The 12,838-nt window shown below is 72.9% G+C and carries 16 protein-coding genes; 6 read left to right on the top strand and 10 right to left on the bottom strand.

Features of this window, described 5'->3' with window-relative positions:
- From metW to BMY19_RS13420, 5 genes are all read right to left on the bottom strand, one after another.
- Positions 1-759, bottom strand: a complete 759-nt coding sequence (gene metW, locus BMY19_RS13405) for a methionine biosynthesis protein MetW (protein ID WP_244527037.1) — start codon at positions 757-759, stop codon at positions 1-3.
- 5 nt (positions 760-764) lie between these two features.
- Positions 765-1,970 (bottom strand): homoserine O-acetyltransferase MetX, encoded by a 1,206-nt coding sequence (locus BMY19_RS13410; RefSeq protein ID WP_100252016.1) that lies wholly within the window; start codon positions 1,968-1,970, stop codon positions 765-767.
- Positions 1,971-2,132: 162 nt separating this feature from the next.
- Positions 2,133-2,312, bottom strand: a complete 180-nt coding sequence (locus BMY19_RS13415; RefSeq protein WP_020095221.1) for a hypothetical protein — start codon at positions 2,310-2,312, stop codon at positions 2,133-2,135.
- A gap of 121 nt (positions 2,313-2,433) precedes the next feature.
- Entirely contained in the window at positions 2,434-2,601 is a 168-nt protein-coding gene (locus tag BMY19_RS30885; protein WP_020095222.1) for a hypothetical protein, read from the bottom strand.
- Positions 2,602-2,771: 170 nt separating this feature from the next.
- Positions 2,772-3,065, bottom strand: coding sequence for a hypothetical protein (locus BMY19_RS13420; protein ID WP_056523934.1), 294 nt, complete (start codon positions 3,063-3,065; stop codon positions 2,772-2,774).
- Between the two features lie 191 nt (positions 3,066-3,256).
- Between BMY19_RS13420 and BMY19_RS13425 the strand changes: the two genes are divergently transcribed.
- Together BMY19_RS13425 and BMY19_RS13430 are read left to right on the top strand one after the other, a co-directional pair.
- Positions 3,257-4,372, top strand: coding sequence for a pyridoxal phosphate-dependent aminotransferase (locus tag BMY19_RS13425; RefSeq protein WP_100252017.1), 1,116 nt, complete (start codon positions 3,257-3,259; stop codon positions 4,370-4,372).
- Complete coding sequence (locus tag BMY19_RS13430; RefSeq protein ID WP_100252018.1) at positions 4,365-5,324, top strand: prephenate/arogenate dehydrogenase family protein; 960 nt, start codon at positions 4,365-4,367, stop codon at positions 5,322-5,324. Before BMY19_RS13425 ends, BMY19_RS13430 begins: the two co-directional genes overlap by 8 nt.
- 145 nt (positions 5,325-5,469) lie before the next feature.
- Here the strand turns inward: BMY19_RS13430 and msrA are convergent, their stop codons facing one another.
- Positions 5,470-6,198: a peptide-methionine (S)-S-oxide reductase MsrA gene (gene msrA / locus BMY19_RS13435; RefSeq protein ID WP_020095226.1), complete on the bottom strand. Its 729-nt coding sequence runs from the start codon at positions 6,196-6,198 to the stop codon at positions 5,470-5,472.
- A gap of 142 nt (positions 6,199-6,340) precedes the next feature.
- Between msrA and trpB the strand changes: the two genes are divergently transcribed.
- Positions 6,341-7,582, top strand: a complete 1,242-nt coding sequence (trpB, locus tag BMY19_RS13440) for a tryptophan synthase subunit beta (RefSeq protein ID WP_100252019.1) — start codon at positions 6,341-6,343, stop codon at positions 7,580-7,582.
- Positions 7,583-7,645: 63 nt separating this feature from the next.
- Here trpB and BMY19_RS13445 read toward each other — a convergent pair whose 3' ends face one another.
- The 3 genes from BMY19_RS13445 to BMY19_RS31780 form a co-directional block, all read right to left on the bottom strand.
- Complete coding sequence (locus BMY19_RS13445) at positions 7,646-8,041, bottom strand: type II toxin-antitoxin system VapC family toxin (RefSeq protein WP_012318852.1); 396 nt, start codon at positions 8,039-8,041, stop codon at positions 7,646-7,648.
- 11 nt (positions 8,042-8,052) lie between these two features.
- The gene (locus BMY19_RS13450) at positions 8,053-8,295 is read right to left on the bottom strand and encodes a type II toxin-antitoxin system VapB family antitoxin (protein ID WP_056523954.1); all 243 of its coding nucleotides are present in this window, start codon (positions 8,293-8,295) and stop codon (positions 8,053-8,055) included.
- A gap of 100 nt (positions 8,296-8,395) precedes the next feature.
- The gene (locus BMY19_RS31780; RefSeq protein ID WP_207904145.1) at positions 8,396-8,707 is read right to left on the bottom strand and encodes a helix-hairpin-helix domain-containing protein; all 312 of its coding nucleotides are present in this window, start codon (positions 8,705-8,707) and stop codon (positions 8,396-8,398) included.
- 389 nt (positions 8,708-9,096) lie between these two features.
- Here BMY19_RS31780 and BMY19_RS13460 point away from each other — a divergent pair, with 389 nt between their 5' ends.
- Together BMY19_RS13460 and BMY19_RS13465 are read left to right on the top strand one after the other, a co-directional pair.
- Positions 9,097-10,989, top strand: coding sequence for an ABC transporter ATP-binding protein (locus tag BMY19_RS13460; RefSeq protein ID WP_100252021.1), 1,893 nt, complete (start codon positions 9,097-9,099; stop codon positions 10,987-10,989).
- A 119-nt stretch (positions 10,990-11,108) separates the two neighbouring features.
- Positions 11,109-12,008, top strand: a complete 900-nt coding sequence (locus BMY19_RS13465; protein ID WP_020095232.1) for a cell envelope integrity EipB family protein — start codon at positions 11,109-11,111, stop codon at positions 12,006-12,008.
- A gap of 9 nt (positions 12,009-12,017) precedes the next feature.
- Here the strand turns inward: BMY19_RS13465 and BMY19_RS13470 are convergent, their stop codons facing one another.
- Entirely contained in the window at positions 12,018-12,320 is a 303-nt protein-coding gene (locus BMY19_RS13470; RefSeq protein WP_307188484.1) for a DUF3572 domain-containing protein, read from the bottom strand.
- A gap of 74 nt (positions 12,321-12,394) precedes the next feature.
- Between BMY19_RS13470 and BMY19_RS13475 the strand changes: the two genes are divergently transcribed.
- Positions 12,395-12,766, top strand: coding sequence for a response regulator (locus BMY19_RS13475; RefSeq protein ID WP_007560977.1), 372 nt, complete (start codon positions 12,395-12,397; stop codon positions 12,764-12,766).
- Positions 12,767-12,838: the final 72 nt, after the last annotated feature.

Below are 12,838 nucleotides of genomic sequence, written 5' to 3' on the forward strand. Positions count from 1 at the left end.
CTAGGGCCCGGCATCCTCGCGCCGGAGCAGGAACACGCCCTGCGCGCCGAACAGGTTCCAGACCCACCAGGGCATGGAGAACCGCATCGGCCGGCCGCGGGCGTCCAGCGCCGTGGCGTGCTCGATCCGCGCGCCGATCAGGCGGCACAGGCCGACGAAGTCGCGGATCGTGCAGTGGTGGATGTTGGGCGTCTCCCACCACGCGTCCGGCATGATCTCGGTGACCGGCATCCGCCCGCGGAAGGCCAGCTCGGAGCGCACCCGCCAGTGCCCGAAATTCGGGAACGAGATGATCACCTGCCGGCCGATGCGCAGCAGGTGCTCCAGCACCACCCGGGGATTGCGGGTCGCCTGGATGGTCTGGGACAGGACCACCACGTCGAAGGCGCCGTCCGGGTAGTTGGCGAGGTCGGTGTCGGCGTCGCCCTGGATCACCGACAGGCCCCGGGCGAGGCAGGCGTTCACGCCCTCGCGGGACAGCTCGATCCCGCGCCCGTCGATGCCGCGGCGGTCGCGCAGCAGCGCCAGCAGCGAGCCGTCGCCGCAGCCGATGTCGAGCACCCGGGCGCCGGCCGGGACGAGGCCGAGCACGACGAGGTGGTCGACGCGGGCGCCGCCGCCCTCGGCCGCGTGGGGGAGGGCGTCCGCGCCCTCCCAGGGGGCGCCGTGGCGGACCTTGCCCGAGGCGATCTTACCCAAAGAGATCTTGCCCAGGGGCAGCTTGCCGAAGGTCATCTTGCCGGGCCCGCCGCTCGCCATCCGCGTCACAGCCCGCGCGCCCGGGCGGCGGCGTCGATGAAGCCGCGGGCCGCGGAGAACATCGCCGGCTCGTCGAGCAGGAAGGCGTCGTGGCCCTTGTCGCTCTCGACCTCCACGAAGGCCACCGGCGCCGCGGCGGCGTTGAGCGCGTGGACGATCGCCCGGGAGTCGCGGGTCGGGAACAGCCAGTCCGAGGTGAACGAGATCACGCAGAAGCGGGTCTTGGTGCCCCGGAAGGCGTTGGCGAGCACGCCGCCGTGGTCCTCGGCGAGGTCGAAATAGTCCATCGCCCGGGTCAGGTAGAGGTAGGCGTTGGCGTCGAAGCGCTCGACGAAGCTCAGGCCCTGGTGGCGCAGGTAGCTCTCGATCTGGAAATCGGCGTTGAACGAGAAGGTCGGCGCCGTGCCGCCCTGGAAGCGCCGGCCGAACTTCCGGTGGAGCGCCGGCTCGGACAGGTAGGTGATGTGCGCGCCCATCCGGGCGACGCCGAGCCCCTTGGCGGGCCGGGTGCCCGCCTCGAGGTAGCGCCCGTCCGCCCAGGCGGGGTCGGCCATGATCGCCTGCCGGCCGACCTCGTGGAAGGCGATGTTCTGCGCCGAGTGGCGGGCGCCGGTGGCGATCGGCATCGCGGCGAAGACGCGCTCGGGATAGAGCGCCGCCCATTGCAGCACCTGCATCCCGCCCATCGAGCCGCCGATGCACAGGAACAGGTCCCGGATGCCGAGATGCTCCAGCAGCATTGCCTGGGCCCGGACCATGTCGCGGATCGTCACCAGCGGGAAGTTCAGCCCGTAGGGCCGTCCCGTCGCCGGGTCGATCGAGGCCGGGCCGGTGGAGCCCATGCACGAGCCGATGACGTTCGAGCAGACGACGAAGTAGCGGTCCGTGTCGATCGGCTTGCCGGGGCCGACCAGCGTCTCCCACCAGCCGGGCTTGCCGGTCACCGGGTGGTTGTGGGCGAAGTACTGGTCGCCGGTCAGCGCGTGGCAGATCAGGACCGCGTTCGAGCGCGCGGCGTTGAGGGTGCCGGCGGTCTGGTAGGCGATCTGGAAGGGCGCGAGCTCGACGCCCGCGTCGGTGAGCAGCGGCGTGTCGGCGGCGAAGCGCGCCACCGGGCTCCTCGGGTCGAGCGCCTGCGAGCGCTCGGACGCGCGCCGGGCCGGCTCATCGATCGGGTCGGGCCGCAGGGCCGTGTCCGTTTGGGTGTCCATGGCGGGTCGTGACGACCGTGTATCGGTTCGGATCCGAACCGGGAGAGCACGGGATCGCCTGACGCGCCGCACTCGCCCGACGCGGCCAGCCCCGCCGAGGTAATGCGCGGGGGGCCGAGCGTCAACGCGGGCGGGCCGGTCGGTCAGGCCCGGTCGGGTCGCTCACGCGATCGGGGCGGCCATCACGGCGAGCCCCAGGGCGGGCAGGCCGAGCGCGAGGGCGGCCCGGGCATCCAGACGGTCCGCGCGGACGCCCGCCCGCCAGTGCCGGCTCGCCGCGCTCTCGATCAGCATGCCGGCGAGCACGAGACCGCAGCCGATCAGGGCCTGCATCGAAACCATGGGAACCTCGCCCGGACAGCCGCGCGACCGGGGGCGCCGCGCGTCTCGGCGCGCCCCCGGTTGCCGCTGGGAAAGTCCGTCCGGTGTCTGACGGTTCCTCGCCGACGCCTCAGCCGGCGCCTCAGCGCATGGCGGCCGCGCAGGCCGCGAAGACCAGGGCGGCGCCGGCGGCCGTGATGCAGCCGTTGGCCCAGGGCGCCGCCTCGGCGCGCCGCAGGCGGCAATCCGCGGCGACCGAAACGAGGATCCCGATCAGGAAGAGGCTGCAGGGGATCAGGTCACCGGGCATCGTCGATCCATCCAGGGGTTGCGGGTCGGGGCACGCCCGACGCGCCCCTGTTCTCCCGGTTCAACAGGCCGAAACGTGGCGAGTGCCCCGCGGCATTTGCGCGTCGCCGATTTGCCGCGGCGCCCCGGATGGATCGCGCTGGTTGAAGTCCGCCGATCAAGTCCCGCCGATCAGGTCCTGGCCGAGGCCGGCCGGGTGTCGAAATCTTCCGGGCCCAGATCGAGGAGGTCGTTGGGGGTCTCGGTCCGGTCGTAGGCCTGGCTCGCCGCGGCCTCGATCACCGCCTGATTGCGGGCGAACAGCTCCAGGGGGGCGAGGTCGGCGCCGCCGAACTGCTGGCGCAGCACGGGAACCGGGACCTCGACCGCGATCACCCGCTGGCCGTTCGTCATAGCGAAGCGGATCAGCGAGTCGTCGGCGGGGAGGATGTGGGCGCCGCCGTCCAGGTAGCGTTCGAGGGGCATGCGGGGATCCTTCGTGTTGGGCGCCTGTCGGCGGAGCGCCGGCATACAGGCACGACTCCGTGGGGCCGGACAAGTCGCCCCGGCAGGGTCGGGCCGCCACCTCCGGAGTCGGCCCCGGGTTCACCGGCCGAGGAAATGCTGTAGACGGGCGCGGAACCGACCGAACCCCGCGCATCCCGAGTCGCACCGCAATGTCCGCCCCCCGACCCGCCCGTCCGGAACCGCGTCCCGGCGTCCTGGCGATCGACACCTACGTACCCGGCAAGAGCGGGCGGCCCGGGGGCGGCAAGGTCTACAAGCTGTCCTCCAACGAGACGCCCCTCGGCCCGAGCCCGGCGGCGCTCGCGGCGCTCCACGCGGCGACTGCCAAGCTCGAGACCTACCCGGACGGGCGCGCCACGGTGCTGCGCACCGCCATCGCCCGGCGCTACGGGCTCGATCCCGAGCGGATCGTCTGCGGCGCGGGCTCGGACGAGCTCCTGTCGCTGCTGGCCTACGCGTATGGCGGGCCGGGCACCGAGGGGATCTACTCGGAGCACGGATTCCTGGTCTACCGGATCGCCATCCTGGCCTCGGGCGGCGAGCCCGTGGTCGCGCCCGAGCGCGACCTCACCGTCGACGTCGACGCGATCCTGGCCCGGGTCACCGACCGGACCCGGATCGTCTACGTCACGAACCCCAACAACCCGACCGGCACCTACCTGCCCTTCGACGAGATCCGCCGCCTCCACGCCGGCCTGCCGCCGCACGTGCTGCTGGTGATCGACGGCGCCTACGCCGAGTACGTCCGGGCGAACGACTACTCGGCCGGGCTCGAGCTGGCCCTCGAGGCCGAGAACGTCGTGATGACCCGCACCTTCTCGAAGATCCACGGGCTGGCCGCCGTGCGGATCGGCTGGATGGTCGCGCCGGCGCACGTGGCGGACGCGGTCAACCGGATCCGCGGCCCGTTCAACGTCTCGGGCCCGGCGATCGCCGCGGGCTCGGCCGCCATCGCCGACGAGGCCCACATGGCGGCGGCCGCCGCCCACAATGCCGAGTGGCTGCCGAAGCTCACCGAGGGCGCCCGCGCGCTCGGCCTGGAGGTCACGCCGAGCGTCGCGAACTTCCTGCTGATCCACTTCCCCGACGCGCCGGGCCGCTCGGCGGAGGACGCGGACGCGTTCCTGACCGAGCGCGGCCTCATCACCCGGCGGGTCACCGCCTACGGCCTGCCCAACGCCCTGCGGGTGACGGTCGCCGGGGCCGAGGCGAACGAAGCCTTCCTGGCCGCGCTCGGCGACTTCGTGCGGGGCCGGCATGGCTGAGACGTCCGTGGCCGGGGCGCCCGGGACCGAGGCGCCCGCTATCGGCCGCCTCGCCATCGTCGGCCTCGGGCTGATCGGCTCCTCGATCGCCCGGGCGGCGCGCCGCTACGGCCTCGCCCGGACCATCGTGGCGGTGGACCGCGACGCGGCGGTGCGCGCCCGGGTGCGCGAGCTCGGCATCGCCGACGTCGTCACGGGCGACCCGGCGGAGGGCGCCGCCGGCACCGACCTCGTCATCCTGTGCGTGCCGGTGGGCGCGATCGGGGCGGCGGCGGCCGAGATGGCGCCGCATCTCAAGCCCGGCGCGATCGTGTCGGATGTCGGCTCGGTGAAGGGCGCCGTGGTGGCGGCGGTCCGGCCGCACCTGCCCGAGGGCGTCGCGCTGGTCCCCGGGCACCCGATCGCCGGGACCGAGTTCTCGGGGCCGGACGCGGGCTTCGCGACCCTGTTCCAGGGCCGCTGGTGCATCCTGACCCCGCCCGAGGGCGCCGATCCGGCGGCGATCGAGACCGTCCGCGCCCTGTGGGCGGGGATGGGCGCCGACGTCGAGACGATGAGCGCCGAGCACCACGACCACGTGCTCGCCATCACCAGCCACCTGCCGCACCTGATCGCCTACAACATCGTGGGCACCGCGGCCGACCTCGAGGCGGCGACGCAGTCCGAGGTGATCAAGTTCTCGGCGAGCGGGTTCCGCGACTTCACCCGCATCGCGGCGTCGGACCCGACCATGTGGCGGGACATCTTCCTCAACAACCGCGAGGCGGTGCTGGAGATGCTCGGCCGGTTCAACGAGGATCTCTCGGCGCTCGCCAAGGCGGTGCGCTGGGGCGACGGCGACGCGCTCCACGCGATGTTCACCCGCACTCGGGCGATCCGGCGCAGCATCGTGGCGCAGGGCCAGGAGACCGCGGCCCCGGATTTCGGCCGGCCGCGTCCGCCGGAGGAATAGGGAAGGCGGCGGACCGACCCTCACACGGACTGGGTCCCTCAGCGCCGTCTTTGCGAGCGCAGCGAAGCAATCCAGGGGCGCGCCACAGCTTCGAGCGTCGCGCTGCCCTGGGTCGCTTCGCTGCGCTCGCGATGACGGGGAGCGCTCAAGCCGGCGGGCGGTTGACCAGCACCGGCTGCGCGGCCGTCCGCTCCGGGAACAGCTGCTTCAGGGCCTCGAGCTTCGGCGCGTCGTTGGCGGCGATGTACGGGTGGCCGGGGTGCAGGGCCATGAAGTCCTGGTGGTAGCCTTCCGCCGGGTAGAACGCGGCGCCCGGCTCGATCCGGGTGGCGACCGGCCGCGCGTAGGCCTGGGCCGCGTCGAGCTGTGCGATGTAGGCCCCGGCCACCCGCGCCTGGTCGGCGTCCTGCGGGAACAGGGCCGAGCGGTACTGGCGCCCGGCATCGGGTCCCTGGCGATCCACCTGGGTCGGGTCGAGGGCCACCGAGAAGAAGATCCGCAGCAGCTCGTCGTAGCGGATGACCGACGGGTCGTAGGTGACCGACACGGCCTCGGCGTGGCCGGTCCCGCCGCCGCTCACGGTGCGGTAATCGGCCTCCGCGCGGGTGCCGCCGGCGTAGCCCGACACCGCGCCGCTCACCCCGCGCACGTGCTGGAACACCCCCTGCACGCCCCAGAAGCAGCCGCCGGCGAAGACGGCCACGCGCGGCCCCGGCGGCTCGGCGGAGCGGGTCACGGCCTCCGGCAGGCGCCGCGGCGCCTCCTCGGCGAAGGCCGGGAGCCGGGGGAGCAGGACGGCGCCCGCGAGCCCGAGCCCGAGCCCCGCCCCGAGGACCGGGCGGGAGAGGGTGCGAAACGTGTCGCGAAGGGCCATGGTCAACCTCCTGCCGGATGCTGACAGCCCGTTCGCGCCGGCGCCCGATCCGGTTACGCGCGCGGCTGGCCGCATTGCGGTGACGGCGACATGGGTCTAGGCACCCGGCAACAGATCGACACGCGCGCGCAGGATCCGTCCCGTGACCATCGCCCCCGAGCCCAACTCCTTCCGCACCGGCCCCGACGAGCGCGGCCGCTTCGGCATCTTCGGCGGCCGCTTCGTCGCCGAGACGCTGATGCCGCTGATCCTCGAGCTGGAGGCAGCCTACGACGCGGCCAAGCAGGACCCGACCTTCCAGGCCGAGATGGAGAGCTACGGCACCCACTATATCGGCCGGCCGAGCCCGCTCTACTACGCCGAGCGCCTCACCGAGCACCTGCGCGCCAAGGCGCCGGCGGGGCAGGGCGCCAAGGTCTATTTCAAGCGCGAGGAGCTGAACCATACCGGCTCCCACAAGGTGAACAACGTGCTGGGCCAGATCCTGCTGGCCCGCCGCATGGGCAAGCCGCGGATCATCGCCGAGACCGGCGCCGGGCAGCACGGCGTCGCAACCGCCACGCTCTGCGCGCGCTTCGGCCTCAAGTGCGTCGTCTACATGGGCGCGGTCGACGTCGCCCGGCAGGCGCCCAACGTCTTCCGCATGAAGATGCTCGGCGCCGAGGTGATCCCGGTGGAATCCGGCACCAAGACCCTCAAGGACGCCATGAACGAGGCGCTGCGCGACTGGGTCACCAACGTCGCCGACACGTTCTACTGCATCGGCACGGTGGCGGGCCCGCACCCGTACCCGGCCATGGTCCGCGACTTCCAGTCGGTGATCGGCCGCGAGACCCGCGAGCAGATGATCGCCCAGGAGGGCCGGCTCCCGGATTCCCTCGTCGCCTGCATCGGCGGCGGCTCGAACGCCATGGGGCTGTTCCACCCATTCCTGGACGACCGCGAGGTCGAGATCTTCGGCGTCGAGGCCGCGGGCCACGGCGTCCAGTCGGGCCTGCACGCGGCCTCACTCACCGGCGGCAAGCCGGGCGTGCTGCACGGCAACCGCACCTACCTGCTGATGGACGGGGACGGCCAGATCGCCGACGCGCACTCGATCTCGGCGGGCCTCGACTATCCGGGCATCGGCCCCGAGCACGCGTGGCTGCACGAGATGGGCCGGGTCACCTACCTGTCGGCGACCGATTCCGAAACGCTGGAGGCGTTCAAGCTCTGCTCGATGCTGGAGGGGATCATCCCCGCCCTGGAGCCGGCCCACGCCCTGTCCAAGATCCTGGAGCTCGCGCCGCAGCGCCCGGCCGAGCACCTCATGGTGCTCAACATGTCGGGCCGCGGCGACAAGGACATCCCGCAGGTGGCCGAGATCTTCGGCACGAAGATCTGAGGGCGCGCGGCGGCGGTCTTCCGCCCGCCGCGCCCCGCCTGTCCCGAGCCCGGACCGTCGGCCTCAAGCGGTCTCGATGTCCGTGAGCGGGAAGTCGTTGCCCTTGTAGAGCAGCGGGACGCCGTGGGCGCGGGCACAGGCGTAGGCGAAGCAGTCGCCGAAGTTCAGGCCGGCCGGGTGCCGGCCCTTGCCGAAGCGGTCGTAGGCGTCCAGCGCGCCCGCTTCGGCCTCCGGCGGGACGGCCAGGATCTCGATGCCGGCGAGGTCGAGATAGGCGTGCACCGCCTCGCGGGCGGCCGGGACCGGGAGATCGAGGTGGCGCGCCACGGCCACGCCGGTTTCCCAGACCGCCAGGGGCGACGTCACGCGGCGCAGCGCCCGCTGAAGCCGGGCCGCCAGGGCGGCCGCATCCGTCTCGTCGGTGAGGATCGCCGTGAGGGCCGACGCATCCACGAACATCGGGTCCCGCCTCAGGTGCGCTCGTACAGACCGTCGATGAACGCCGCGTCGGCGGGCTTCCGGTCCGGACCGGCACGCTCGTGCAGGGCACGGACGAAGTCGGCCGTCCGCGCGACGAGATCGGGCCGGTTCGTCTGGCGGGCGATCTCGTTCTGAAGCGCGCGGCGCACCGCGTCGGTCTTGCTCGTGCCCAGCAACGCCATGAGCTGGGCCGCGAGGGCGTCGACCTGCGGATCCTTGACGTAGAGCGGCATGCGCGGCCCCCTGGGATATCCCGCACAGCGCTAATTTATATCCTCGGACGCCGCAAGACGGAGCGGGCCGGAGCGGGGCGCGGGGCCGCTCACCGCACGGTCACCGCACAGTCACCTGATCCTTGATCTTCTCGTAGACCGACCGGCTGAGCACGCGCTTCGACAGGAGCTGCTCCACCGACGTGTAGGGCCGCTTGGCGACGATCGCCCGGCCGATGGCGCCGCCGCCGCGCAGGTGATTGAGATCCGCCACCGAGGCGGTGTTGAGATCGAGGATGGCCAGGGCCCGGGGACCGGCGCTGTCCTCCGCCCGGTCGACCTCGGCCTGACCGGCCGCCTCCTGCGCCGACGGCTCGGGCTGCGCCTCCCGCGGGAGCGGCTCGGCGGGGAAGGCCGTCGCGTCGGAGGGCATCTGCGTCGGCGCCGGAGCGCCGCCGGACGGGGCGGGGGCGGGCTCGACCGCCGCGGGCGGGGCGGACGGAGCGGCCGGGGCGGGCGGCGCCGCGGGAGCCGCAGGAGGCGGCTCGACGCGCCGGACCGTCGCCGAGGGCTGGGGGGCCGCCGGTGTTTCCGGAGCGGACGCGGGCGGAATCGCCGGTCCGGGCGCGGGGCTCGGCAGCAGGGCCTGCACCACCGCCGCGAGGATGCCGGCAATGATGAGGAGAACCGAAACTCTGAGGATTGCAGGACCGCTGAGCACGCACCACTCGACGAGGATTAAAACTATATGCATCTACAGTTAATGATATCCTTGCACGTCGTCCAATCCACGCCCGAAACCCGGCGGGTCATCCCCAGGGTATGAGCGGGCCCGCACCGCGGCCGGGGGCGGGACTGCGTCGGCGGCTGGGTGAGCGACTCGGCAAGCGCCTGGGCGCGCGCGTCGGCGCCCTGCGCTACCTGCCGACCCTGTTCCGGGAGATCGCCGCCGCGAGCCCGCGCCTGCTGGCGGCGAGCCTGTCGCTGCGCCTCGTGGCGGCCTGCCTGCCGGTCCTGACCCTCTACCTCGCCAAGCTGATCCTCGACGGGATCGTGGCCGAGCACGCCCGGCCGGCGCCGGAGGCGGGGCTCGCTTCGTGGCTCGCCGATCCCGGCCGGGCGCGGCTCGCCGGCCTCGTCGCCGCCGAGTTCGGCCTCGCCCTGCTCTCGGACCTGACCGGCCGGCTCTCGAGCCTCGTCGAGACCCTGATCGGCGACCTCTACGCCAACGCGGCCTCCCTGCGGCTGATGGCGCACGCCGCCGAGCTCGACCTCGCGCAGTTCGAGGACAGCGCCCAGCAGGACCGGCTGGAGCGGGCCCGCCGGCAGGTCAGCGGCCGCACCGGCCTCATCGGCACGGTGTTCGGCCAGTTGCAGGGCCTCCTGACCCTCGCGACCCTGGCGGTCGGGGTCGCGGCCTTCACGCCCTGGCTCGTCGTGCTGATCGCCGCCGCCCTGGTCCCGGCGGTGCTCAACGAGTGGCACTTCACCAAGGCCGGCTACCGCCTCGCCTGGATCCGCAGCCCCGAGCGGCGGCGGATCGACTACCTGCGCTACCTCGGCGCCAGCGTCGAGACCGCCAAGGAGATCAAGCTCTTCGGCCTCGCGGGCTACGTCACCGGGCTCTACGCCGCGGTGGCGGGGCGGCTGCTCGCCGAGAACCGCGGCCTCGCGGTCGCCCGGGCCGGCTGGGGCTTCGCCTTCGCGAGTCTCGGGACGCTCGCCTACTACGCCGCCTACGCGGTGATCGTCTGGCGGACGGTGGCGGGCACCTTCTCGGTGGGCGACCTCGCCTTCCTGGCCGGCGCGTTCCAGCGGCTGCGCGGCGGCCTGGAGGGGCTGCTCCTCGGGCTGACCCAGATCACCGGCCAGGCGCAGTACCTCGAGGACTTCTACGCCTTCTTCGCGATCCGGCCGCAGATCCGCTCGCCCGCGCGGCCCGTTTCGGTGCCGAGCCCGATCCGCTCCGGGCTGGTCTTCGAGGGGGTCGGCTACCGCTACCCGGGCACGCAGGCCTGGGCGCTGCGCGACCTCTCCTTCGCGGTCCGGGCCGGGGAGACGGTGGCGCTGGTCGGCGGCAACGGCGCCGGCAAGACCACGATCGTCAAGCTGATGACCCGGCTGTACGACCCGCACGAGGGCCGCGTGCTCCTCGACGGCGTGCCGCTGGCCGCCTACGACCTCGACGACCTGCGGGCGCGGATCGGGGCGATCTTCCAGGACTTCGTCCGCTTCGACCTCACCGCCGGGGAGAACGTCGCGGTCGGCCGGATCGCGGCCGCCGACGACGCGGACCGCATCGCGGCCGCGGCGGCCCGCGGGCTCGCGGCCCCGGTGATCGAGCGCCTGCCCGGGGGCTACGCCCAGCCGCTGGGCAAGCGCTTCGCCGGCGGCCTCGACCTCTCCGGGGGCGAGTGGCAGAAGGTCGCGCTGTCCCGGGCCTACATGCGCGAGGCCGAGATCCTGATCCTGGACGAGCCGACCGCCGCCCTTGACGCCCGGGCCGAGCACGACGTCTTCGCCCGGTTCCGGGAATTGTCGGCCGGGCGGACGACGGTGCTGATCTCGCACCGCTTCTCCACCGTGCGCATGGCCGACCGCATCCTCGTCCTGGAGGGCGGCCGGGTCCTGGAGGAGGGCAGCCACGCCGCCCTCATGGCGCGGGGCGGCCGCTACGCCGAGCTGTTCGCCCTCCAGGCCGAGGGCTACCGGTAGGGCGGACGCGGGCGGATCGGTGCGCCGTCCGGCGCGGGTACCCGGCGGTTCGGGGGCGGCCCAAGCATTGCCCGATTCCCTGAGCCTGCTATCTGCGGCGGACCGAACCGGGGTTGTCCATGCGCCTGCGCCTCTTCCCACTGCTGACGGCCGGTCTTCTCGTCTGCGCCGGGCCCACCCGCGCGGCCCCGCCCGCCGCGCCCGAACCGGAGGCCAAGCCGCCGGCGCCCGAGATCGTGCTCGCCAACCACCGCGCGGTCTACGACCTGTCGCTGGCCGAGGGTGGCGGCACCCGCTCGGTGGAGAGCGCCCGCGGGCGCATCGTCATCGACTTCCGGGGCGACGCCTGCCGCGGCTACACGATGCAGACCCGCCAGGTGACGGAGCTGTCCTCCGGCGAGACCGGCGCGCGCCTGTCCGACATGCGCAGCACCACCTTCGAGGGCGGGCAGGGGCGCGAGTTCCGGTTCAAGACGACGACGCTCACCAACAACAAGCCCGCCGCCCCCGTGGACGGGACCGCCTCCGAGCAGGGCGACGCCCTGACGGTGAAGCTGAAGGGCGGCCCCAAGCCGTTCACCGTGGAGGGGCCGGTCCTGTTCCCGAGCGAGCACATGCGCCGCCTGATCGAGGCGGCGCGGGCCGGCCAGTCGACCCTCGCGGTCAAGGTCTTCGACGGCTCCGACGACGGCCGGAAGGTCTACGACACCTTCGCGGTGATCGGCCACGCCGCGACCGGCCCGGCCCCGGCCTCCGGCTCGACCCGCGACAAGCCCCTGCGCGACGGGTCGCTGGCCACCATGCCGCGCTGGCCGGTCCGCCTCAGCTACTACACCGAGGGCGCCGGGGAGCGGACGCCGATCTACACCCTCGGCTTCGACCTCTACGAGAACGGCGTCAGCGGCGCGCTCAAGCTCGATTACGGCGACTTCGCCATCCTGGGCGACATGACCGCCCTCGACATCGACGCCAAGGCGGGGCGGGCCGACAGGGAGGCGGGCAAGGGCTGCACGCCCTGAGGCCCCGCCTCACGCCCACGCGTCGTCCGGCCGCGGCGAGAGCGCCTGCCAGGCCGCGGCGATCCGCTCCGGCTTGATCCCGAGGCCGTTCGCGCAGGCGACCAGCACGTTCTCGTCGCCCATCACGTGGTCGAGGACGCCGACCAGGAAGGCCGGCTCCCGGGCGCTCGCGCGGAGCGTGTCGGGGCTCAGGCCGCTCGCCGCCAGGAAGGGCAGGAGACGGTCGTCGTCCCCAGCGATCCACAACAGAACGTCCAGGGCGAGCCGTTCGGCCGACTCATGCCCTTGAAGAGGTTTGCCATTCATCAACATGTGAACGCTACAAAGGTGACGGAGGGGCTTCACGGCCCGCTAATCATGATCGGCGCGCACCGGGACAACGGATCATGAAGAAGACGGTGCTGATCGTCGAGGACAACGAGTTGAACATGAAGCTGTTCAACGATCTCCTGGAGGCGAACGGCTACGCGACGCTCAAGACCGCCCACGGCATCGAGGCGATCGAGCTGGCGCGCGCCCATCACCCCGACCTGATCCTCATGGACATCCAGCTCCCCGAGGTCTCCGGCCTCGAGGTGACGAAGTGGCTCAAGGAGGACGACGACCTCAAGAGCATCCCGGTGATCGCCATCACGGCCTTCGCCATGAAGGGCGACGAGGAGCGGATCCGCGAGGGCGGCTGCGAGGCCTACCTGTCGAAGCCGATCTCGGTCGCGAAGTTTTTGGCAACGGTTCGGGCCTATCTTGAACCGCGTTGACGCCGGCGAGGCGTGCCGTTGAACCGGACCCCCGGCCGCGCCGGGCCGGGTGACCGGTTCAACCGTCCGTCC

It is taken from the genome of Methylobacterium sp. UNC300MFChir4.1 (assembly GCF_900110155.1).
Taxonomy (GTDB): Bacteria; Pseudomonadota; Alphaproteobacteria; order Rhizobiales; family Beijerinckiaceae; genus Methylobacterium.

What these genes read in the sequence shown, in the direction of transcription:
- BMY19_RS13475 (WP_007560977.1), top strand. Translation starts at nt 12,395, where the DNA reads ATGAAGAAGACGGTGCTGATCGTCGAGGACAACGAGTTGAACATGAAG.
- BMY19_RS13465 (WP_020095232.1), top strand. Translation starts at nt 11,109, where the DNA reads ATGCGCCTGCGCCTCTTCCCACTGCTGACGGCCGGTCTTCTCGTCTGC.
- BMY19_RS13420 (WP_056523934.1), bottom strand. Translation starts at nt 3,065, where the DNA reads ATGCCCCTCGAACGCTACCTGGACGGCGGCGCCCACATCCTCCCCGCC.
- metW (WP_244527037.1), bottom strand. Translation starts at nt 759, where the DNA reads ATGGCGAGCGGCGGGCCCGGCAAGATGACCTTCGGCAAGCTGCCCCTG.
- BMY19_RS13425 (WP_100252017.1), top strand. Translation starts at nt 3,257, where the DNA reads ATGTCCGCCCCCCGACCCGCCCGTCCGGAACCGCGTCCCGGCGTCCTG.
- BMY19_RS30885 (WP_020095222.1), bottom strand. Translation starts at nt 2,601, where the DNA reads ATGCCCGGTGACCTGATCCCCTGCAGCCTCTTCCTGATCGGGATCCTC.
- BMY19_RS13410 (WP_100252016.1), bottom strand. Translation starts at nt 1,970, where the DNA reads ATGGACACCCAAACGGACACGGCCCTGCGGCCCGACCCGATCGATGAG.
- BMY19_RS13415 (WP_020095221.1), bottom strand. Translation starts at nt 2,312, where the DNA reads ATGGTTTCGATGCAGGCCCTGATCGGCTGCGGTCTCGTGCTCGCCGGC.
- BMY19_RS31780 (WP_207904145.1), bottom strand. Translation starts at nt 8,707, where the DNA reads ATGCCCTCCGACGCGACGGCCTTCCCCGCCGAGCCGCTCCCGCGGGAG.
- BMY19_RS13445 (WP_012318852.1), bottom strand. Translation starts at nt 8,041, where the DNA reads ATGTTCGTGGATGCGTCGGCCCTCACGGCGATCCTCACCGACGAGACG.
- BMY19_RS13470 (WP_307188484.1), bottom strand. Translation starts at nt 12,320, where the DNA reads ATGTTGATGAATGGCAAACCTCTTCAAGGGCATGAGTCGGCCGAACGG.
- BMY19_RS13430 (WP_100252018.1), top strand. Translation starts at nt 4,365, where the DNA reads ATGGCTGAGACGTCCGTGGCCGGGGCGCCCGGGACCGAGGCGCCCGCT.
- BMY19_RS13450 (WP_056523954.1), bottom strand. Translation starts at nt 8,295, where the DNA reads ATGCCGCTCTACGTCAAGGATCCGCAGGTCGACGCCCTCGCGGCCCAG.
- BMY19_RS13460 (WP_100252021.1), top strand. Translation starts at nt 9,097, where the DNA reads ATGAGCGGGCCCGCACCGCGGCCGGGGGCGGGACTGCGTCGGCGGCTG.
- msrA (WP_020095226.1), bottom strand. Translation starts at nt 6,198, where the DNA reads ATGGCCCTTCGCGACACGTTTCGCACCCTCTCCCGCCCGGTCCTCGGG.